We start from the raw sequence: 22,480 nt of genomic DNA, 5'->3' as shown, positions 1-22,480 counted from the left end.
TGGCTCCGGACCCCTTCGTGACCCAACCAGACCGGACCCTGTCCGACGGAGCATCCATGTGTGCCAGACCTACGGACCGTCATGCCCCCGTACCCTCCGGGCCGCTCTCGGCGAGCGACCTGACCGGCCGTCTCCTGCGGCGGGCGGGCGAACTGCTGGACGTCCCGGCCGCGTCGGTCGGCCCCGACGCGGCCCTCTCCTCCCTGGGGCTCACCTCGTTGCACGCGGTCGCCTTGAGCGAGGCGCTCGCGGAGTGGTCCGGCCGCCCCGTGCCGCCCAGCGTGTTCTGGGAGGCGCCCACCCTGGCGGGAGTCGTGGACCGGGTCCTCGGCCACGGCCGGCCCGGCGAGCGGCAGGAGCCGTCGGGGAGCGTCCCGTCGGCGGACCGGGAGCCGGTGGCCATCGTCGGTATCGGCTGCCGCCTCCCCGGCGCCTCGACGCCCGAGCAGTTGTGGGAGCTGCTGCTGGACGGCCGGACGACCGCCGACGGGCTGGAGCTGCACACCTGCGAAGGGGCGCGGGCCCGGCTCGAAGGCTCCTTCCTCGACGACGTGGACTCCTTCGACGCGGCCTTCTTCGCGATCTCCCCGCGTGAGGCCGCCACCATGGACCCGCAGCAGCGGCTGCTGCTCGAAACGGCCTGGGAGGCCCTTGAGGACGCGGGCCAGGTCCCCGCGGCGCTCGCCGGCAGTGCCACCGGCGTCTTCGTCGGCATCTCCGGTTACGACCACGGGCGGCTGCACTTCGGCACCCCGGACGCCGATCTGCACATCGGTACCGGCAGCGCGCTGAGCATCGCCGCCAACCGGCTCTCGTACGCCTTCCACTTCACCGGCCCGAGTCTGGCGGTGGACACCGCCTGTTCGTCGTCGCTGGTGGCCGTCCACCTCGCCTGCCGCAGCCTGTGGGAGGGCGAATCGGAACTGGCGCTGGCGGCGGGGGTGAACGTCATCCTCGACGGGGCGGTCAGTGACGCCTTCGCGCGCGCCGGGTTCCTCTCGCCCGACGGTCGGTGCAAGACCTTCGACGCCGCCGCCGACGGGTACGGCCGGGGCGAGGGCTGCGCCGTGGTCGTCCTCAAACCGCTGACGCGCGCCCTCGCGGACGGCGACCCCGTGTACGCGGTCGTCAAGAGCACGGCGGTCAACCAGGACGGGCACAGCAACGGCCTGACCGCACCCAGCGGCACGGCGCAGGAGCGCCTGCTCGCCGCGGCCTACCGCCGGGCCGGTGTGGCGCCCGGCGCCGTCGGCTACATCGAGGCGCACGGCACCGGCACCCCGCTGGGCGATCCCGTCGAGGCGCGGGCGATCGGCCGGGCGCTGGGCGGTGCACGGGAGTCCGGGGAGCCCCTGTACGTGGGCTCGGTCAAGAGCAACCTCGGTCACCTGGAGGCGGCCGCGGGCATCGCCGGGCTGGTGAAGGCGGCCCTGTGCGTCCGCCACCGGACGATCCCGCCGACCGCCGGCTACCGGACGCCCAACCCCGGGATCGACTTCGCCGGCCTCGGACTGCGCGTGCCGGACAGGGCGCTGGCCTGGCCCGGGGGCCAGGACGAGGCCGTCGCCGGGGTGAGTTCCTTCGGCTTCGGCGGTACCAACGCGCACATCGTGCTCGGTGAGCCGCCCGCCACCGCCACGGCGTACGACGGGGACGACACGGAGACGGGCCGGACGGGCGCCACGCTGCTGCCTGTCTCGGGCACCGACCCGGCCGGGGCCGCGCAACAGGCCGTCGCCTACCGGGAGTTGCTGGCGTCCGATCGCTCGCGCACGGGTGCGCTGGCCTATACGGCCGGTACCCGGCGTACCCATCACCGCTTCCGCCGGGCCCTGGTGGCGGGCGGTGCCCGGGAGGCCGGGGACCTGCTGGCCGGCGTCGCGGCGGAGCCGCCGGACCGGCCGGTGCCCCCGGGCGGCCCCGGCCCGACCGCCTTCGTCTTCTCCGGACAGGGCAACCAGTGGCCGGGCATGGGCCGCGAGCTGCTGCGCGACGAGCCGGTGGCGGCCGCGGTGCTCGGCGAGTGCGACGACATCCTGGAGAAGCTGACCGGATGGTCGCTGCTGGAGCGGCTCGCCGCCGACGAGGAGGCGGCCGCCGGGTACGACGATCCGGCCGTGCTCCAGCCGGTCCTGGTCTCCGTCCAACTGGCGGTGGCCCGGCTCCTGGAGAGCTGGGGCATCGCCCCGGAGTACCACGTCGGCCACAGCCTCGGTGAGGTCTCGGCGGCGGCCGCGGCCGGCGCGCTGAGCACCGAGGAGGCGCTGTTCCTCGCCGTCACCCGCGGTGAGGTGATGCGCGGGGCGACGGGCACCGGCAGTACGGCGCTGCTCGGGCTGCCCGCCGACGAGGTGGGCGCCAGGATCGCGGCGGCGGGCGGCGCGGTCGACACGGCGGCGTGGAACGCCCCGCGCTCCACCCTGGTCGCGGGCGACAGCCCGGCGGTGGAGCGGCTGGTGCGGCAGGCGGCGGCCGACGGTGTCTTCGCCCGTGTCCTGCCGGGCACCACCGCGTTCCACAGCCGCTTCGTCGAGCCGCTGCACGACCGGCTCGCCGCCGAGGTGGGGGACCTGGCACCGCAGGACGTCGCCTCCACCCTGGTCTCCACCGTCACCGGAGGCCCCGTCGACGGGAGCGCTCTGGGCGCCGCCTACTGGGCCCGCAATCTGCGGGAGCCCGTACGGTTCGCGCAGGCCGTACGCCACGTGACCGACGCGGGCTGCCGGACGTTCGTCGAGATCGGCGCGCATCCCACGCTCACGCCCGCCATCCTGGAAACGGCCGCGGCAGCGGGCGCCGACGTCGTGGTGGCTCCCACCTTGCGACGCGGTGAGCCGGCCCGTACCGCGCTCCTGCACACCGCGGCCACGCTGTACGAGGCGGGCGCCGAACTCGACTTCGCCGCCGTCAACCCCGCCTCGGCCGGCGTGCTCCGGCTCCCGGTGCGGCAGTGGAACAGACAGCGGTTCGGGGACCGGGCGCGTCTCGCGGCGCGGATGTCCCGGGTGGTCTCCCCCGCGCCCGCCGGGCTGCTGGGCCGCCGGTTCAGCGCGGCGGCGGGGGACGCGCACTACTGGGACGGCGCGCTGGCTCCCCACACTCCTCAGCTTCCCGCCTGCCAGGCGGGCCGTTACGGCCTTGCGGGGGTTCCGCTGCACCTGCCGGACAGCCTGGCGGCCGCGGCCCTCGACGCGGCCGAAGAGCTGTTCCCCGAGCGGCGGTTCACGGTCGACGTACGGCCGGACCCGAGGGCCGTACGGGTGGCGCAGGATGCCGCGACTCAGCTCGCGCTGACACCGGACGGGGCCGGGGGGCGCCTCACCCTGCACACCCGCGGGGAGGGCGAGGGGAAGTGGTTGCCGTACGCCGAGGCGACCCTCGCCGAAGGGCACCCGGCGCCGCAGGAGCCGGTGGACGTCGCCGCGCTGCTCGGCCGTCTCCCGGAGCGGACGCACGGCGAAGCGCTCCGCGCGGGCCTCGTCGCGGCCGGCTGGAGCCTTCCCGAACCCGAGCGGGCCGAGGAGGTGCAGCACGGGCCCGAGGGGGCGCTGGTACGACTGCGCGCCGCCGCCGCGTGGAACCGGCGCGCGATGCTGGACTCGGCGGTGCTGGCCGCGGTGCTGGCCGCACACCTGGCGGATCAGGGAGCGGCCGCCCGGGTGCCCGACCGGTTGGCCGGCGTCTCCGTCCCCAAGGCCACGGGCCCTAAGGCCACGGACCCCGGCGCCACGGACCAGGCGGTGCCCTCATGGGCCCGTGTCACGGTCCTGGACGGCCAAGCCGACGACGCGTCCGAGGAGTTGGCGCTCCGCGTGCAGCTCCTCGACGCCGAGGGGTGGGTACTGGGCGGGATCGGGCGCATCACCCTGACCCCGCTGGGTGACGCCGAGTCGGCCGCGGCGGCGGCACTGCTCCACCAGGACGAGGCCCTGCTGGCCGTCGCCGACGCCCCGATCGGCGAGCTGCTGGCCGCGAGCCCCGCGGAGCGGCCCGGCCTGCTGACCGACTACCTGCGCAAGGAGACCGCCCGGGTGCTGCGCATGCCTGCCGCCTCGATCGACCCCGCGGCGCCCATGAACGCCCTCGGGCTCGACTCGATCATGAGCCTGGAGCTGCATCGCAGGCTGGAGGCGGCGCTGGGCATCGAGGTCCCCGTCGTGCGGTTCCTGCGCGGAGCCACCACGGCGGACATCGCCGCCGAACTGGCCGCGTCGCTCGCCGACGGCTCCCAGGGCCCGGCGGACGGCGCCGGAACTCCCCGCCACGCGGAGCTGGAAGACCCCGCGGACATCGAACGGCTCCTGGCCGAACTGGACGACCTGCCCGAGGAGGAGGTGGATTCGCTGCTTCAGCGGCTCGCGCCGCAGGCAGCGGAACAGTCATGACGACTGAGCTCTCACAGGACCAGCGCCGCGAGGCCCTGCGTGCGCTGCTGCGCGACCGGGCCCGCCGCTCAGCCGAGCCGCAGCCCGTGTCCCAGGGCCAGCGGGCTCTGTGGACCTTCGACCGGATCCACCCGGGCAGCCCTGCCTACAACCTCAGCTTCGCCGCGCGGGTCGAGGGCCCGCTGGACACCGGTGCGCTGCGTACCGCCCTTCAGCAGATCATCGACCACCACGCGGGACTGCGGACCACGCTGGCGGAGTACGAGGGTGAGGTGCGGCAGCGGATCGCCCGGCACGGCACGCTGGAGTTCACCGAGGCGGACCTGACAGGCCGGACCGCCGAGGAGGTCGACGCCGCGGTCACGGAGTTCTGCACTCTGCCCTTCGACCTGTCCGAGGGCCCGCTCCTGCGCGTACGGACGATCCGCCACGCGGACGGGCCGCTCCTGCTGCTGTCGGCCCATCACATCGCGATGGACCTGTGGTCCTTCGGGCTGTTCATGGACGACCTCCAGCGCTGCTACCCGGCCGCGGCCGAGGGCCGCAAGGGCGAGCCCGTACATCCCGGCCAGGGCTACCTCGACTACGTACGCTGGCAGTCCGAGATGCTCGAAGGGGACCGGGCCGCCGCCGACGCGGCGTACTGGGAGGAGCAGCTCGACGGCGCCGTCCCGGTACTGGACCTGCCGACCGACCGTCCCCGCCCGGCCGTACCCGGCCACCTGGGGTCCGTGCACACCTTCCGCCTGGACTCCGCGGTGACCGAGCAGGTCACCGCGCTGGCGAAGGAGCACCGCACCACCCCGTACGTCGTGCTCCTGTCGGCCTTCAACGTACTGATGCACCGCTGGACGGGGCAGGACGACATCTGTGTGGGGTCGGTGTCCTCGGGGCGCAGCCGTGCCGCGTTCCAGGAGGTCCTGGGGTACTTCTCCAACCTCACCGTGCTGCGTACACGCATCAGCCCGCGGCAGAGCTTCGGCGAGCTGGTCGACGCGGTGCGGGAGACCGCGCTCGGCGCGCTGGAGCACCAGGACCACCCCTTCCCGCTGCTGGCCGAGCGGCTGGCCGGCCTGCGCCGGTCCGGCGGCTCCCCGCTGTTCAACGTGGCCTTCTACTACGAGTCGGCGGCGTGGTCCGCGCAGAGCGGCCTTTCGCTCTTCGGCACCGGATTCACCGACGCCTCCCTGCGGCTGGGCGACCTCACGCTGCGGCCCTACCCTCTCGCCGTACAGGGCACGGAGCACGACCTGTCGCTGTTCGTCGAAGAGGTCGGCGGTGAGCTGTGCTGCTCACTGCGGTACGCCACCGACCTCTTCGACCGCGGCACGGTACGGCGGCTGGCGGACTCCTTCGCCACCCTCACCGCCCAGTGTCTGGCCGCCCCGGACCGCGATCACGCCCTGCTGGACGCCGTCCCGGAGGCCGACCGGCGGCTCCTGCGGGAATGGAACCGCCTGGCGGACGGCGCCCGCAGCACCGGGCGCTGCGCCCACGACCTCGTACGGGAACAGGCCGCACGCACCCCGGACGCCCTCGCCGTCGTGCACGGCGACGCCCGTCTCACCTACCGTGAGCTCGTCGAGCGGGCGACGGACCTCGCGGCGGAGTTGCAGGCCCGGGGTGTCGGGCCGGACGTACGCGTCGGTCTCAGTGCCGAAGGGTCGCTGGAACTGGTCGTCGGCATGCTGGCGGTGCTGATGGCGGGCGGCGCGTACGTGCCGCTCGACCCGGCCTATCCGCACGACCGGCTCACGTACATGCTGGAGAACTGCCGGGCGGCCCTGCTGCTCACCCTGCGCCGCCACGCCGGGCAGCTCCCGCCCGCCGGCGTACCGGTCCTGTTCCTGGACGAGCTGCGCCCGGCGCCGGGCGGGCGGCTGACCGGCCCGGCCCCCGCGCCGGACGACCTCGCCTACGTGATCTACACCTCCGGCACCACCGGCCGCCCCAAGGGCGCCATGATCACCCACCAGGGGCTGGTCAACCTCGACCTCGTCCACCGCGAGGCGCTGCCGCCCCGGCCCGGCCGGCGGGTGCTCCAGTTCGCGTCGATCAGCTTCGACTACTTCACCTGGGAGTGGATGCTCGCCCTGACCACCGGCGGCTCGCTGCACGTGGCCTCACGTGAGGAACTGCGCCCCGGGCCCCCGCTGATCGACCTGGTGGCCCGGGACCGGATCACCACGCTCAACCTGACCGCGGGTGTCCTGGCCACCCTCGACCCCGCCGAGCTGCCCTCCGTCACCGAGGTGACCTCGGCCAGCGAGCCCTGCTCGGCCGCACTGGTCGAGCGCTGGGCCCGCGACGGCCGGCGCATGGTCAACGCCTACGGGCCCACCGAGATCTCGGTCTTCTGCACCACCATGGCGCCGCTGACCGCCGACGGCAGCACCCCGCCGATCGGCCGCACCGTGCCCGGCACCGAACTGCACGTCCTCGACGCCGCGATGCAGCCGGTGCCGGTCGGCGCGGTCGGCGAGCTGTACATCGGCGGCCTCGGCGTCGGGCGCGGCTACCAGAGCCGTCCCGACATCACCGCCGACCGCTTCGTCCCCGACCCGTTCGGCACCCAGCCGGGCGGCCGGCTCTACCGCTCCGGCGACCGCGTTCGCTGGGATGAACGCGGTGTCCTGCACTACCTCGGCCGCACCGACCACCAGGTCAAGATCCGCGGTGTGCGCATCGAGCCGAGCGAGATCGAAACGGTCCTGGCCGCCCACCCGGACGTGCGCCGCGCCGTGGTCCTGGCCCGTCCGTCCCGGACCGGGGACCTCCATCTCGTCGGCTACGCGACCCTGCGCGAACCGGTTTCCGGGCCGGTGGACGCCGCGGCCTTGCGCGCCCACCTCGCCGAGCGGCTGCCGGCCGCCCTGGTCCCCGCCTTCCTCGTCGTCCTGGACCACTTCCCCCTCAACCCGAACGGAAAGCTGGACCGGGCCAGGCTCCCCGAGCCCGACCTGGAACGGGCCCGGGAGGACCTGGCCGGCGGCGAGCCCCGCACGCCGCTGGAGCTGAGCGTCGCCGCCGTCTGGCGCGAGGTGCTGGGCGTCGAGCGGATCGGCGTCCGGGACAACTTCTTCGAACTGGGCGGGCACTCGCTGCTCGCGACCCGGGTGGTGACCCGGCTGCGCGACACGCTGGGGGTCGAACTCCCGCTCCGCGACGTCTTCGACGCCCGCACCGTCGAGGCGCTGGCCGAGCGGGTGGAGCAGCACCGTGCGGAGCGGGACGGGACGTCGGCCGGGCCCATCGAGCCGGTGGCGCGCGATCCGCGCGGGACGGAGCTCTCCTTCGCCCAGCGCCGGCTGTGGTTCCTCGAACAGCTCCAACCGGGCAACCCCGCCTATCACGTGGCGGGCGAACTCCACCTGGACGGCGAGCTGGACGTACCGGCACTGCGCGCCGCCCTCACCGAGGTGGTGCGCAGGCACGAGGCGCTGCGCACGGTGTACACCACCGTCGACGGTGAGCCGCGCCAAGTGGTGGCCCCGGTCCCGGCCGAGGTGCTGCCGACGGCCACGCTCGACGCCCCCGGCCTGCTCGCCGAGCGCGCCGCGGCCTTCGCCGCCCGGCCGTTCGACCTGGCCGCCGCCCCCATGCGGGCGGAACTGGTGCGGCTCGGTGCGCGCCGTCACGTCCTTCTGCTGGCGCTGCACCACATCGCGTCCGACGGCTGGTCGCTGCGCGTCATGCTGCGCGAACTGGCCGAGCTGTACGCGGCGTTCCACGCGGGCAGGCCGTCGCCGCTGCCGGAGCCGGGCGTGCAGTACGCCGACTTCGCCGCCTGGCAGCGTGCCCGGCACCGTACGGCGGAAGGGGAACGGTCCCTGGCGCACTGGCAGGAGCGGCTGGCCGGCAGCCCGCCCGCGCTGGAGCTGCCCACGGACTTCCCGCGCGGCGAACTGTCCGGCCGGACCGCCGGCCGGACCGCGCGGCCCCTCGACGCGGCGCTGACCGGGAAGATCCACGAGCTGGCCGCACGCCACGCCGCCAGCCCGTCGATGGTGCTGCTCAGCGCGTTCCAGTCGGTGCTCTCCCGCTGGTCGGGACAGCACGACGTGCTGGTGGGCATGCCCGTCGCCGGGCGGGTCCGGCGTGAGGTCGAGGACACCGTCGGGCTCTTCGTCAACACCGTCGTCATCCGCGGCGACACCTCCGGCAGCCCCACCTTCACGGACCTCCTCGGCCGGGTGCGGCGTACGGCACTGGACGCCGACGCCTACCAGGACGTGCCGTTCGAGGAGCTGGTGGAACGGCTGGCCCCGCAGCGCGACATGTCGCGCACCCCGGTGTTCCAGGTCATGTTCAACATGCACAACCTGGACGCGTTCGAGATCGGCATGCCGGGTGTGTCCACCCGGCTCGTCGAGGCGCGGGACACCACGTCCAAGTTCGACCTGACCCTGTACGCCAAGCCCCGCGAGGACCGTATCGACCTCGAACTGGTCTACTCCGCCGACCTCTTCGCGCCCGAGACCGCGCAGGCGCTGCTCGACCAGCTCCACGGTCTGCTGGTGGCGGCCGGGGACGACCCGGACCGGCCGGTCGACACGCTCACGTACGGAACCGCACCGGCCGACGACACTCCCGCGGCGTTGCCGTCACTGCCCTGGACGGGCGCGGTGCACGAGAAGTTCACCGCGGCGGCACGCCGCCGCCCGGAAGCCGCCGCGCTGCTCCACCCCGCCGGGCGGCTCGACTACGCGGCCCTGGAGGACGCGTCGGCCACGGTCGCCGGCCTGCTGCGGGCCGCCGGCGTCGGGCCCGGCGACCGGGTGGCGGTGCACAGCGCGCGTTGCGCGGGGCTCGTGGTGGCGCTGCTGGGTGTGCTGCGGGCCGGGGCCGCCTTCGCGGTCCTCGACCGGGAGCACCCCGCCGCCCGTCGCACGGCGAACGCCGAAGCGGTGGCGGCCCGCGCCTGGATCGAGGTCGGTGACGCCGCGGACGGGCCCGCCGCGCTCGGGGTACACACCGGGATCACGTGCCGGATCGGCGCGGACGGGACGGTCTCCGGACCGGCCGGGCCGGTGACCCGGCACACCGGCGCCCCCGCCCGGCCGGAGGACACCGCCTACCTCGCCTTCACCTCGGGGTCCACCGGCGTCCCCAAGACGGTCGTGGGCCCGCACGGGCCGCTGGCGCACTTCGTGGACTGGTACACCACCACCTTCGGCATCGGGGCCAGGGACCGGTTCGCGCTCACCTCCGGGCTGAGCCACGACCCCCTGCTCCGCGACCTGTTCGTGCCGCTGGCCGTCGGGGCCCCGGTCCACGTGCCCGGCCCCGGGGACCTGGCCGCGCCGGAGGCGCTCGCCGCCTGGCTGGCCGCCAACGAAGTGACCGTCCTGCACCTGACCCCGCCGACCGCCCGTTTCCTGTCCGTCCTGCCGAAGGGCTCCCTGCCGTCGCTGCGCTACGCCTTCTTCGGCGGCGACGTCCTGGGCGCCCACGAGGTCCAGGTGATCCGGCGGCTCGCCCCCGGCGTCACGGTCGTCAACTTCTACGGCGCCACCGAGACCCCGCAGGCCCACGCCTGGCACGTCGTCGGTGACGACCCGGTGGGCAGCCAGCCGCTGGGCCGCGGCATCGACGGCAGCCGGCTGCTGGTGCTGCGCGGCGACGAGCCCGCCGCCGTCGGCGAGCTGGGCGAGATCGCCGTACGCAGCGCCCACCTCGCCGACGGCTACCTGAACGACCGGGAGGCCACCGCGCGCAGCTTCACCACCGGCCGGCACACCGGCCCCGGTGAACGCCTCTACCGCACCGGCGACCTCGGCCGGCTGCGGCCGGACGGCACGGTGGCCTTCGCGGGCCGCGCCGACCGGCAGGTCAAGGTGCGCGGCCACCGCGTGGACCCGGCCGAGACCGAGACCGTGCTGCGCGCCCACCCGGCCGTCGCCGACGCGCGGGTCCTGGCGGACACCGACGCCGCGGGGGAAACCGTGCTGCGCGGCTACGTCACGGCCGTCGGCGACGAGGACCCGGCGGCCCGCGCCCTGCGCGCCCACGCCGCCGAACGGCTCCCGGCCCACCTCGTCCCCGCGGCCGTCACCGTCGTCGCCGCCTTCCCGCTGACCCCGAACGGAAAGGTGGACGAGCGGGCCCTGCGCCGGCTGCCGGCCGACCGGGACACGGCGGGCAGCACACCGGACGCCGCGCCCGCCTCCGACCTGGAGCACCGGCTGACCGAACTGTGGCGTGACCTGCTGCGCACCCCGCAGGTGGGCCGCGAGGACAACTTCTTCGACCTCGGGGGCCACTCCCTGCTCGTCGTCCGCCTGCAAGCACTCATCGAACGCGAGCTGGGCCGCACGCTCAGCGTCGTCGAACTCTTCCGCTACCCCACTGTCGCCGCCCTCGCCCGGGCCCTCGGTGACCCGGCGCCGGACGACGCGGCGGCGGCACAGCGCGCGGCGGCCGACGCGGCACTCAGAAACGACCGGCGGGCCCGGCGCAGGCGCCGGCTCAGAGAGGAGCACACCGGTGGACACCACGCCTGACGACGGCCTCGACCGGATCGCGGTGGTCGGACTGGCCTGCCGGGTCCCCGGCGCCGACGACACCGAGCGGCTGTGGCAGAACCTGCTGGCCGGGCGGGAGTCGGTGGTCCGGCTCCCGGTCACCGGCGACGAGCCCGAGGGCTACGTCCCCGCCGCGGCCCCCCTGGACGGCCCCGGCGACTTCGACGCGGAGTTCTTCGGGATGACCCCGCGCGAGGCGGAGCTGACCGACCCGCAGCACCGGCTGTTCCTCGAACACTGCTGGACGGCGCTGGAACACGCCGGCTGCGACCCGGCCCGCTACGACGGCCGGGTAGGTGTCTGGGGCGGCTGCGGCGTCAACACCTACCTCGTCCTCAACGTACTGCCGCACTACCGGCGTGCGGACCTCCTGCGGGAGTACCCGGCCGCGCTGCTGCACGGCAACGACAAGGACTACCTGGCGACCCGTACGGCATACCGGCTCGGACTGACCGGCCCGGCGCTGTCCGTGCAGACCGCCTGCTCCACCTCGCTGGTGGCGGTCGCCCAGGCGTGCCAGTCGCTGCTGGACTACCAGTGCGACATGGCGCTGGCCGGCGGGGCGGCCCTGAAGCTCCCGCAGGAGTGGGGTTACGTCTACGAGGAAGGCGGCATCCAGTCGCCCGACGGGCACTGCCGGCCGTTCGACGCGGACGCCGGCGGCACGGTGTTCGGCAGCGGTGTCGGTGTCGTGGCCCTCAAGCGGCTGGAGGACGCGCTCGCGGACGGGGACACGGTGCACGCCGTCATCCTCGGCGCCGCGGTCAACAACGACGGGGCGCGCCGGGTCGGCTACGCGGCGCCGAGCGTCGACGGGCAGGCCGAGGTGATCGCCGAGGCGTACCGGGCCGCCGGGATCAGCGCGGCCACCGTCGGCTTCGTCGAGGCCCACGGCACCGGGACGGCGGTCGGCGACCCCATCGAACTGGCCGCGCTGGACGAGGTGTTCCGCGCCGCCGGGGCCGCCGGGGCGTCGGTGTACGTGGGGTCGGTGAAGTCCAACCTCGGCCACCTCAACGCGGCTTCCGGCGTGCTCGGCCTGATCAAGGCGGTGCTCGCGGTCCGCACCGGCCAGGTGCCGCCCACCGTGCACTACCGGGCCCGCAACCCGATGACCGCGGCCGACAGCCCGTTCACCGTCAACAGCGCCCCGCAGCCCTGGCCGCGGCGGGACGCGCCGCGCCGGGCCGGCGTCAGTTCCTTCGGGGTGGGCGGCACCAACGTCCACGTCGTCCTGGAGGAGCCCCCGGCCCGTACCGAGGACGGCACCCGCAGGGTGCGCGCGCACCAGATCGTCCCGCTGTCCGCCCGCACTCCCGAGGCGCTGGAGCAGGCCAGGGAGCGGCTGGTGGCGGGGCTGCGCGACGGGGGCTGGGGCGCGCTGCCCGATGTCGCCCACACGCTCCAGCGGGGCCGCCGGCATTTCGCGCACCGGACGGCCGTCGTCCACACGACCGGTCCCGGGGCGGCGGAGGCCCTGGCCGAAGCGTCCGGGCGGCAGGCCGCCGACACGGCGCGGGTCGCCTTCCTCTTCCCGGGGCAGGGCAGCCAGTACAGCGGCATGACCGCCGGTCTGCTGGAGACCGAGCCGGTCTTCGCCACGGAGATCGAGCGGTGCGCCCGGCTGCTGCGCCCGGAGATCGGGCGTGACCTGCGGGAGCTGCTGGCGCGGCCCGCGCCGGAGGACGGGCCCGACCCGCTGACCTCCACCGGGCTGGCGCAGCCGGTGCTGTTCGCGGTCGAGTACGCGCTGGCCCGTACGGTGCAGGCGCTCGGCGTGGAGCCGGCCGGGATGCTCGGGCACAGTCTCGGCGAGTGGGTGGCGGCCACCCTGTCCGGTGTCTTCGCCCTGCCCGACGCCCTGCGGCTGGTGGCGGCGCGCGGCCGGCTGATGGCCCGGATGGCGCCGGGCGACATGCTGGCGGTGCAACTGCCGGAGGACGAGGCCCGCGCTCTGGAGCGGCCCGGTCTGGTGCTGGCGGCGGTCAACGCCCCGGGCCAGTGCGTGCTGTCCGGCACGCCGGAGGAAGTGGTGGAGGCGGCCGGCGAACTGGCCCGGCGCGGCGTGCCCACCCGGCTGCTGGAGACCTCGCACGCCTTCCACTCCCCCTCGCTCGACCCGATGCTCGACCCGTTCGCGGCGCTCGTCGCCGAGGTGCCGCGCAACGCTCCCCGGCTGCCCTTCGTGTCCGGGGTGACCGGCACCTGGATCACCGGGGCGCAGGCGACCGATCCCGCCTACTGGGCCGAGCAGGCGCGCCGCCCGGTGCGCTGCGCCGACGGGCTGCGGACGCTCGCCGACGGCGGACGGCCGGTGCTGCTGGAGGTCGGTCCCGGCCGGGCGCTGGGCCGGTTCGCGGCCCAGGTGACCGGGCCCGGCACGGCGGCGGTCGCCACCGTGCGCGGGCAGCGGCAGGCCGGGCCGGACGAGCGCACGCTGCTGAACGCCGTGGCGCGGCTGTGGGAACACGGCGTGGAGGTGGACTGGGCGGCGTTCTCCGCCCCTGAGGAGCGGCTCACCGTCCCGCTCCCCACCTACCCCTTCCAGCGCCGCACGCACTGGATCGACGCTCCCGGGGACGACCACCCGGCGAAGGACACCGCGACGGCCCCTGGGCAGGCCGCGACGAGCGCCCCGGCGCGGGACGCCGACGCCCCGCGGGAGGACCCCGTTCTCGTCCGGACCCGGCAGCTGTGGAGCGAACTGCTCGGCGTCGAGGACATCGCGCCCGGGGACGACTTCTTCGTCCTCGGCGGCGACTCCCTCCTCGCCACCCGCCTCGCCTCGCGCATCCACCGCGCCCTCGGCGTCCGGCTGCCCCTGGACGAGCTGTTCGACGAGCCGTCCCTGGAGCGGATGGCCAAGCTCGTCACGGCCCACGGCGGCGCCATCGACCACGCCTCGACGGACCACACGGAGAAGCGATGACACCGTCCCCCGCCGGCCCTCTCTCCTTCTCCCAGGAGCGGGCCTGGTTCCTGGAACAGCTCACCCCCGGCACCGCGCTGCAGAACATCCCGCTGGCCGTACGGCTCACCGGCCGGCTGGACACGGCCGCCCTGACCGAGGCGCTGCGCGGCCTCGTGCGGCGGCACGGCGTGCTGCGCTCGTCGGTCACCGTCGTGGACGGTGTCCCGGTCCAGCGCGTCGAGGACCCCGGGCCGCTGCCCGTCCCGGTCACCGACCTGCGTAGCGGTGACACCGCCGGCACCGAGGCGGCGGCCCACGACTGGCTGCGCCGGCAGGCACGGACGCCCATCCCCCTGGACCGGGCTCCCCTGATACGGGCCGCACTGGCGCGGGTGGGCGAGGACGAGCACCTGCTCGCCGTCACGGTGCACCACATCGCCTTCGACGGCTGGTCGGTCGGTGTCCTGATGAGGGAGCTGGGCGCCCGCTACGCCGCCGGCATCGCCGGCCAGGGGGCCGAGCTGCCCGAACTCCCCCTGAGTTACGCCGACTTCGCTGCACGCCAGCGTGCGGCGTTCACATCCGGCGAGATGGCCGACGACCTGGCCCACTGGCGGGACGAGCTGTCCGGCCCATTGCCCGTGCTGGAACTGCCCACCGACCGCACCCGCCCGGAAACGCCTGCCTACCGGGGCGCGACCGTCAGCCGGGTCCTGCCCCACGACGACGCCCAGGCGCTCGCGGAACTGGCCCGCGCCCAGGGCGTGACGCCGTACATGGTGCTGCTGGGCGGTTACGCCGCCCTGCTCAACCGTTGGAGCGGCCAGTCCTCCGTCGTCGTCGGCAGCCCCGTCGCGGGCCGTACCAGCGAGGACCTGGACGACCTGATCGGCTTCTTCGTCAACACCATGGCGGTGCGCGTCGACCTGTCCGGCGACCCGGGCTTCGACGTACTGCTGCGCCGGGTGCGCAAGAAGGCGCTGGGTGCCTACGCGCACCAGGGCGTGCCCTTCGAGAAGATCGTCGAGGAACTGGCCCCCGACCGGAACGGCAACCGGGCACCCGTCTTCCAGACCCTGTTCGTCCTGCAAAATGCCCCGCTGGAAGGACTCCGCCTGCCGGGGCTGACGGTCGAGCCGCTCCAGGTGCACAACGGCACCGCCACTTTCGACCTGCTGATGTCGGTCAGCCGGCTGCCGCAGGGCCTGACCGTGACCCTGGAGTACGACACCTCGCTCTTCGACGAGGCCACGGCCGTCCGGCTGCTGGAACAGTACGAGACGCTGCTGCGGGGCGCGGTGGCCGACCCCGGCACCCCGGTCTCGCGGCTCCCGCTCCTCGAAGCCGGGGAGGCGGAGCGGCTGCTGGCGCTGGGCCGGGGCGGCGAGGACTTCCCGGTCGGCGGCAGCCTGCACCAGGGCTTCGAGGAGCAGGTCCGCCGCCGCCCCGACGCCGCCGCCGTCACCTGCGGAGACCGTCACCTCAGTTACGCGGAACTCGACACGGCGGCGAACGAACTCGCCTCCCGTCTCCGTGCGTTGGGGATCAGCGCCGAGAGCCTGGTCGGCCTCTACCTGGACCGCGGCTTCGACACCGTCATCAGCATCCTCGCCGTGCTCAAGGCGGGAGCCGCGTACGTCCCCATGGACCCGGCCTACCCCGGCCCCCGCGTGGCCCGCATCCTCGGCGACGCCCGGCCGCCCGTCCTCGTCGTCCACGAACGGCTGCGCGGACGGCTGCCGGAGTACGACGGACACCTGCTGGTGCTCGACGGCACCGACCGGCCCGCCACCCGCCCCACGCCCGCGCCCGCTCCCGCGCCCGTCCCCACCGGCCCGGACAACGCCGCGTACGTGATCTACACCTCCGGGTCGACCGGCACCCCCAAGGGCGTCCAGATCACCCACGCCAACGTGCTGCGGCTCTTCGCTGCGACCCGCTCCCGCTACCGCTTCGACCACCACGACGTGTGGCCGCTGTTCCACTCCTACGCGTTCGACGTGTCCGTGTGGGAGCTGTGGGGAGCGCTGCTGCACGGCGGCCGGCTGGTCGTCGTGCCGGACGCCGTCGCCCGCGACGCCGAGGCGTACCGGGAGCTGGTGCGCGCCGAAGGTGTCACCGTCCTCAACCAGACCCCGTCGGCCTTCGTGCACTTCTCGGCCGCCGACGCCCCGCACGACCCGGCCGAACTGGCTCTGCGCCTGGTCATCTTCGCCGGGGAGGCGCTGGAACCGGGCACCCTGAAGGGCTGGTTCGCCCGGCACGGCGACCGCACCCCGCGCCTGGTCAACATGTACGGGATCACCGAGACCACCGTCCACGTCACCCTCCGGGAGATGACGTCGGCCGACGTCACCACGGCGCGGCGCAGCCCGATCGGGCGCCCCATGCCCGACCTCGACCTGTACGTCCTGGACGGGCGGTGCCAGCCGGTGCCCACCGGCACCACGGGCGAGCTGTACGTGGGCGGCCCCGGGCTGGCCAGGTGCTACTTCGGCGCGCCCGCCCTGACCGCCGACCGGTTCGTACCGGACCCGTTCGGCCGCACGCCCGGCGCGCGGCTGTACCGCAGCGGCGACCTGGCGCGGATCACCGCCGACGGCGAGATCGAGTACCTGGGCCGCTCCGACCACCAGATCAAGGTACGCGGCTACCGCGTCGAAGCGGGCGAGATCGAGGCGCAGTTGCTCGACCACCCCGCCGTCGACTCCGCGGTCGTGGTGCCCCGGCCCGATCCGGGCGGCGACGTGCGGCTGACCGCGTACGTCACCTGCGGTGCCGGCCCGGTGTCCGAAGACGAGCTGCGGGCCCTGCTGGCGGAGCGGCTGCCCGGCTACATGGTGCCGTGGCGGGTGCTGGTGCTGGACGCCCTGCCGCTGACCGTCAACGGCAAGGTGGACCGTGCCGCGCTGCCCGCCGCCGACAGCGTCCGCCCGGCCGTGGCCACCACGTACGAGGAGCCGCGGGACGCGGTGGAGCGGGCCGTGGCCGCCGCCTGCGCCGCGGTGCTCGGACTGGACCGGGTGGGCAGGTCGGACAACTTCTTCGAGCTGGGCGGGCACTCCCTGCTGGCCACCCGGCTGGTCTTCCGGCTCCGGGCCGAACTGGGCACCGAACTGCCGCTGCGCGCCCTGTTCGAGGTGCCCACGGCCGCGGGCATCGCCGCGGCCGTCCGGGCCGCGCAGGAGCAGCGCGGCGCCGCGCCCGCGGCCCGGGACCTGGCCGCGGACGCCGTACTCCCCTCCGGCCTGGCCGGCTTCACCGCCCCGGCGCCCCACCTGCTCGCCAAGCCCACCCACATCCTGCTCACCGGCGCCACCGGATTCCTCGGCGCGTTCCTCCTGCGCGAACTGCTGCGCACCACGGACGCCGCCGTCCACTGCCTGGTACGCGCCGACGACGACGCCCGGGCCCGGCAGCGGCTGACGGAGGCGGCCCTGCGCTACGGCCTCGACGACCCGGGACAGGACAGCCGGGTCGTGCCGCTCGCCGGCGACCTCGCCGCCCCGGGCCTGGGCCTCACCGCGCGGCAACGCGACCGGCTCGCGGACACCGTGGACGCGATCTACCACTGCGGTGCCGGCGTCAACCTCGTCTACCCCTACGAACAGCTCAAGGCCGCCAACGTGGACGGCACCGCGGAACTGGTGCGGCTGGCCGGCCGCACCCGGCGCGCCCCGCTGCACCACGTCTCGACCATCGGCGTCTTCGGCGCCGTGCCCGGACACGGCGGACCGGTCCGGGAGACCGACCTGCCCGGCCCCGCCGGTGCGCTGCGCCAGGGCTACACGCAGAGCAAGTGGGTCGCCGAGCGGATCGTGTGGCAGGCCGCGGCCGCCGGGCTGCCGGTGACCGTGCACCGGCCGAGCCGTGTCGCCGGCGACAGCCGCAGCGGCGCCTGCCAGACCGACGACTACCTGTGGCGGGTGATCAAGGGGTGTGTGCAGGCGGGCCGCTACCCCCGCGACGTCCGGGTGCTCACCGACCTGGTGCCGGTCGACCACGTCAGCTCCGCCATCGTCGCGCTGTCCCGCACGCCGGAAGCCCTGGGCCGGGCACACCACCTGGTCAACCCCCGGCCGGTGCCGCTGAGCGACGTACTCGAACACGTCCGCACCTTCGGCTACGACCTGACCGGCCTGCCCTTCACCGACTGGGCAGGCGCCGTCGCCGCGGACCCGGACAACGCGGCCTACCCCCTGCTGGGCGTCCTGGAGTCGAGCGCCGAAGCCGCCGGCGAACTGCGCTTCGCGCAGGACGACACGGCCGCGCTGCTCGAACCCGCCGCCCTCCGGTGCCCCGCCACCGACGCGGAACTCCTGCACCGCTACCTGGATCACTTCGTCAGCACCGGGTTCCTGCCGGCCCCGGTCCGCACCCACCTCTCCGACGACACCACGAGGAACCACTCATGACCACAGCGACCCGGTCCTCCTACTACAGCTCCGGTGAACACCCCCACCCCGAGTACGAACTGGAGCGGCTCCGCGCCCAGGCCCTGGTCTTCTGGCCCAAGGAACTGCGCCACCTCCAGCAGCTCGGCCTGCGCCCCGACATGGACGTGCTCGACGCCGGATGCGGCCCCGGCTTCATCACCGAGGCGCTGCTGGAGAGCCTGCCGCAGGGCACCGTCACCGGACTCGAACTCGACGCGGGCCTGCTCGCGCAGGCACGCGGCCGGCTGGCCCCCGAGGAGGGCGGGCGGCTGAACCTGCTCCAGGGCTCCATCACCGAAGCCCCGCTGCCGGACGCCGGGTTCGACCTGGCGCTGGCCCGGCTCGTGCTCCAGCACATCGCCGAGCCCGCCCGGGCCCTGACCGAACTGGGCCGCCTGCTGCGCCCCGGTGGCCGCCTCGTGGTGGCCGACGCCGACGACGCGCTGTGGGGCAGCATCCACCCCGGCATCCCCGGTCTCGCCGACGTCATGGAGCTGCGGCGCCGGCACCAGGCGCAGCGCGGCGGCAACCGCTACGTCGGGCGCGCCGTACCCGCCATGATGCGCGCCGCCGGGTTCACCGACATCACCGTCGAGGCCGTGGCCGTCACCAGCGACGAGCTGGGCATGGACGCCCTCGCCGGCCAGCTCGACGTGCGGGCGCGCACCGCCCTGATGGTCAAGGAGGGCGTGATCTCCGAGGAGCAGGTGGAGCGTACCCAGGAGGAGGTCCGGCAGTTCCTGGCCGACCCGGCCTCGTCCTTCATGCTGCTGATGTTCCTCTACAGCGGCGTCAAGCAGGGCGGTGAGCGCCGGTGAGCGGCGACGCGCCCGCGACCGCCTGGGCGGTCGTCGTCAACCACGAGGAGCAGTACTCGGTGTGGCCCGGTGACCGCCCGGCCCCGCCGGGCTGGCGGGAGGAGAGCCGCCACGCCACCCGCGAGCAGTGCCTGGAGCACATCGCCCAGGTGTGGACCGACATGCGGCCGCTGAGCCTGCGGAACCGGATGGAGAGGCCGGCATGACGTACGGAACCGATGCCCTGCCCGTCGGGGAGGACACCGACGAGCTGCGCGACTTCGCCCCGGACACCCTGGTGCGGGCGCTGCGCACACGCAGCGGCAAGCAGCCGGACCGGGTGGCGTACACCTTCCTGCACAACGGCGAGACGATCGGCGAGGAGCTGACGTACCAGCAGCTCGACGTGGCCGCCCGGGCCCGTGCGGTGGCGCTGGACGACGCGGGCCTCGGCGGCCGCAACGCCGTGCTCCTGCACGCGCCGGGACTGGAGTTCGTCAAGGCGTTCGCCGGCTGCCTCTACGCCGGGACGGCCGGGGCGCCGCTCCAGGTACCGCACAACGCCGCGGGCGTGGAACGGCTGCTGCGGGTCGTCGAGGACACCGGGTCCCCGGTCGTCCTCACCGACACCGAGACCCGTGACGACGTCCTCGCCCGGTTCGGTGGCACCCCGGGCGTGGCGGAGCTGACCTGGCTCACCACGGACACGGTCGACCCGGGCGCCGCCGAGCGGTGGACCGAGACGGAACCTGACCCCGAACACACCGCCCTGCTCCAGTACACCTCCGGCTCCACCGGCCGCCCCAAGGGCGTGATGGTCTCGCACCGCAACTTCTGCGTGCAGGCCGCCGAGAACCAGGAGGTGTGGCACGTCAGCGACGACGACATCGGCGTCTCGTGGCTGCCCACGTTCCACGACATGGGCCTGATGTACGGCGTGGTCATGCCGCTGTGGCGCGGCATGCGGGTCTACCTGATGGCGCCGCAGGCGTTCGTCCGGCGGCCCCGCCGCTGGCTGGAGGCGATCAGCCGCCACCGCGGCACCCTGTCGGCGGGCCCCAACTTCGCCTACGACATGTGCAGCCGGGTGGCCGAGACGGAGGGCGTCGACGGGCTGGACCTGTCGTCCTGGCGGATGGCGGTCTGCGGCGCCGAGCCGGTACGCATGCCGAGCATGGAACGCTTCGCCGCGGCCTACGCGCCCGCCGGGTTCGCCCACCGCGCGCTGGCCCCCGGCTACGGGCTGGCCGAGAACACCCTGAAGGTCTCCGCGACCCCGGCCGACCAGGACTACCGCACCCTGTGGGTCTCCGGCGCCGCGCTCGCCGCGGGCCGCGCCGAGCCGGTCACCGCGGACACCGCCGGAGCCGTGCCGGTCGTCTGCAACGGCCCCCACCAGACCGGCACGACCGTACGCATCGTCGACCCCGTGACCCGCCGGGCCCGCCCGGACGGCGAGGTCGGGGAGATCTGGGTGCAGGGCGGCAGCGTCGCCAAGGGCTACTGGCGGCGGCCCGCGGAGACCCGGGAGACCTTCCGGGCCCGCATCGCGGACGAGGAGTCCGGCACGTTCCTGCGCACCGGCGACCTCGGATTCGTCCACGAGGGCGAGCTGTACCCGACCGGCCGCTGGAAGGACCTCATCATCGTCGACGGCCGCAACCTGTACCCGCAGGACATCGAACTGACCGTGGAGAAGTCCCACCCCGCGCTGCACCCCGCCTGCGCCGCCGCCTTCCCGGTCGAGCGCGACGGACGCGAACAGCTCGTGGTGCTCGTCGAGACCAACCCGGGCGTGACCGCCTCCGGCGACGACCTCGCCGCCCGGGTCGCCACCGCCGTCGGACAGCACCACGAGGTGCTGCCGGCCGAAGTGCTCCTCGTACGCCGCCGCAGCCTGCTCAAGACCACCAGCGGGAAGATCCAGCGCCGCGCCTGCAAGCAGAGCTACCTGGACGGCACGCTCCAGTACGCCGGGCAGCACGCACCGGACGGAAAGGACGAGGCCCGTGGAGCCTGACACCTCCGAAGCCCGCGGACAGGTGTTCCGCTGCTGGTCCGCACAGGGCGGCGACCGGCCGCTGACCGTGGCCGGCGCCCAGGGAAGCTGGTTCTGGGACCACGACGGCAACCGCTACCTCGACCTGGCGTCCCAGCTGGTCAACGTGAACCTGGGGCACCAGCACCCGCGTCTGCTGGCGGCCGTCACCGCGCAGGCCGGCCGTCTGTGCACCGTCGGGCCGCACTTCTCCGACGACACGCGCGACCGGCTGGCGCGGCTGATCGCCGAGCGCGCCCCCGGCGACCTGGACCGGGTCTTCTTCACCAACGGCGGCACCGAGGCCAACGAACACGCCGTCCGCATGGCCAGGCTGTCCACCGGCCGGTCCAAGGTGCTCACCGCCTACCGCTCCTACCACGGGGCCACCAGCGGCTCGATCACCCTCACCGGGGACCCCCGCCGCTGGCCCAACGAGCCGGGCCTGCCGGGCGTCGTGCACTTCTTCGGGCCGTACGCCTACCGCACGGCCTTCCACGCGCAGGACGAACAGCAGGAGTGCGAGCGGGCGCTGGGCCACCTCGAAGAGGTCTTCCGCATGGAAGGCCCGCACACCGTCGCCGCCGTCCTCCTGGAGACGGTGGTCGGCACGAACGGCGTGCTCGTCCCGCCGGACGGCTACCTCCAGGGCGTACGCGAGCTGTGCGACCGCTACGGGGCCCTGCTCATCTGCGACGAGGTCATGGTCGGCTTCGGGCGTGTCGGCGAGTGGTTCGCCGTCGACGCGTGGCAGGTCACCCCCGACCTGATCACCTTCGCCAAGGGCGTCAACTCCGGCTACGTACCGCTGGGCGGGGTCATCGTCTCCGAGCGGGTGGCGGCGGCGTTCGAGGACCGGGTCTACCCCGGGGGCCTGACCTACTCCGGGCACCCGCTGGCCTGCGCGCCGGGCATCGCCACCATCGAGGTCTTCGAGGAGACCGACCTGCTGGCGCACGTGCGGCGGATGGGCCGGGAGGTGATGGCGCCCGCGCTGGAGAAGATGGCCGCTCGGCATCCGAGCGTCGGCGAAGTACGCGGCCGCGGCCTGTTCTGGGCGATCGAGCTGGTCCGCGACCGGGAGAGCCGGGAGCCGCTGGTGCCCTTCAACGCCACCGGCGCCGAGGCCGCGCCGATGGCCGAGGTGATGGCCGCCTGTGTCGCCGCGGGCGTCTGGCCGATGTGCCAGATGAACCGCGTCCACCTCGCGCCGCCCCTGGTGATCACCGAGGAGGAGCTGCGCGGGGGTCTGGAGGCCGTCGACGCCGCCCTGGACACCGCCGACGCGTACGCCACCCGATGACCGCCGGTCCGGCCGTTCCCCCGGCGGCCGGGCCGGCCCCCCGCCCGCAGTGGCCTCCGTTCCGAAGGCCCCACCTCCACCCCACC

8 protein-coding genes are annotated in these 22,480 nt (G+C 74.6%); all 8 read left to right on the top strand.

The genetic code is table 11. The features are described from left to right. The first annotated feature begins 56 nt into the window (after positions 1 to 56). Genes AB0A97_RS40095 through AB0A97_RS40060 form a run of 8 tightly spaced genes read left to right on the top strand, consistent with a single transcriptional unit; the run spans position 57 to position 22,394 of the window. Positions 57 to 4,385: a beta-ketoacyl synthase N-terminal-like domain-containing protein gene (locus tag AB0A97_RS40095; protein WP_361160576.1), complete on the top strand. Its 4,329-nt coding sequence runs from the start codon at positions 57 to 59 to the stop codon at positions 4,383 to 4,385. Next, complete coding sequence (locus AB0A97_RS40090) at positions 4,382 to 10,888, top strand: amino acid adenylation domain-containing protein (protein WP_361160573.1); 6,507 nt, start codon at positions 4,382 to 4,384, stop codon at positions 10,886 to 10,888. Before AB0A97_RS40095 ends, AB0A97_RS40090 begins: the two co-directional genes overlap by 4 nt. After that, positions 10,872 to 13,838 carry a beta-ketoacyl synthase N-terminal-like domain-containing protein gene (locus AB0A97_RS40085; protein WP_361160570.1) on the top strand — a complete coding sequence of 989 codons (2,967 nt, stop codon included), beginning with the start codon at positions 10,872 to 10,874 and terminating at the stop codon, positions 13,836 to 13,838. The genes AB0A97_RS40090 and AB0A97_RS40085 overlap by 17 nt, the downstream gene beginning before the upstream one ends. After that, positions 13,835 to 18,235: an amino acid adenylation domain-containing protein gene (locus tag AB0A97_RS40080; RefSeq protein WP_361160567.1), complete on the top strand. Its 4,401-nt coding sequence runs from the start codon at positions 13,835 to 13,837 to the stop codon at positions 18,233 to 18,235. Before AB0A97_RS40085 ends, AB0A97_RS40080 begins: the two co-directional genes overlap by 4 nt. Further along, positions 18,232 to 19,074 carry a methyltransferase domain-containing protein gene (locus AB0A97_RS40075; RefSeq protein WP_361160565.1) on the top strand — a complete coding sequence of 281 codons (843 nt, stop codon included), beginning with the start codon at positions 18,232 to 18,234 and terminating at the stop codon, positions 19,072 to 19,074. Before AB0A97_RS40080 ends, AB0A97_RS40075 begins: the two co-directional genes overlap by 4 nt. Beyond that, a complete protein-coding gene (locus AB0A97_RS40070) occupies positions 19,071 to 19,280 on the top strand; it encodes an MbtH family NRPS accessory protein (RefSeq protein ID WP_031004704.1) in 210 nt (69 codons plus the stop codon). The genes AB0A97_RS40075 and AB0A97_RS40070 overlap by 4 nt, the downstream gene beginning before the upstream one ends. Then, positions 19,277 to 21,073, top strand: a complete 1,797-nt coding sequence (locus AB0A97_RS40065) for a fatty acyl-AMP ligase (protein WP_361160563.1) — start codon at positions 19,277 to 19,279, stop codon at positions 21,071 to 21,073. Before AB0A97_RS40070 ends, AB0A97_RS40065 begins: the two co-directional genes overlap by 4 nt. After that, positions 21,063 to 22,394 carry an aspartate aminotransferase family protein gene (locus AB0A97_RS40060; protein WP_361160560.1) on the top strand — a complete coding sequence of 444 codons (1,332 nt, stop codon included), beginning with the start codon at positions 21,063 to 21,065 and terminating at the stop codon, positions 22,392 to 22,394. Before AB0A97_RS40065 ends, AB0A97_RS40060 begins: the two co-directional genes overlap by 11 nt. The last annotated feature ends 86 nt before the right edge of the window (positions 22,395 to 22,480 follow it).

Origin of the sequence: Streptomyces sp. NPDC045470 (assembly GCF_040646595.1) — a bacterium.
In the GTDB taxonomy this organism is placed as follows: Bacteria; Actinomycetota; Actinomycetes; order Streptomycetales; family Streptomycetaceae; genus Streptomyces.
This window is presented reverse-complemented; position numbering and strand designations above follow the sequence as displayed.

Bases quoted from the DNA above. Each gene is read 5' to 3' on its own strand.
- AB0A97_RS40065 (WP_361160563.1), top strand. From the start codon at position 19,277: ATGACGTACGGAACCGATGCCCTGCCCGTCGGGGAGGACACCGACGAG.
- AB0A97_RS40080 (WP_361160567.1), top strand. From the start codon at position 13,835: ATGACACCGTCCCCCGCCGGCCCTCTCTCCTTCTCCCAGGAGCGGGCC.
- AB0A97_RS40090 (WP_361160573.1), top strand. From the start codon at position 4,382: ATGACGACTGAGCTCTCACAGGACCAGCGCCGCGAGGCCCTGCGTGCG.
- AB0A97_RS40075 (WP_361160565.1), top strand. From the start codon at position 18,232: ATGACCACAGCGACCCGGTCCTCCTACTACAGCTCCGGTGAACACCCC.
- AB0A97_RS40095 (WP_361160576.1), top strand. From the start codon at position 57: ATGTGTGCCAGACCTACGGACCGTCATGCCCCCGTACCCTCCGGGCCG.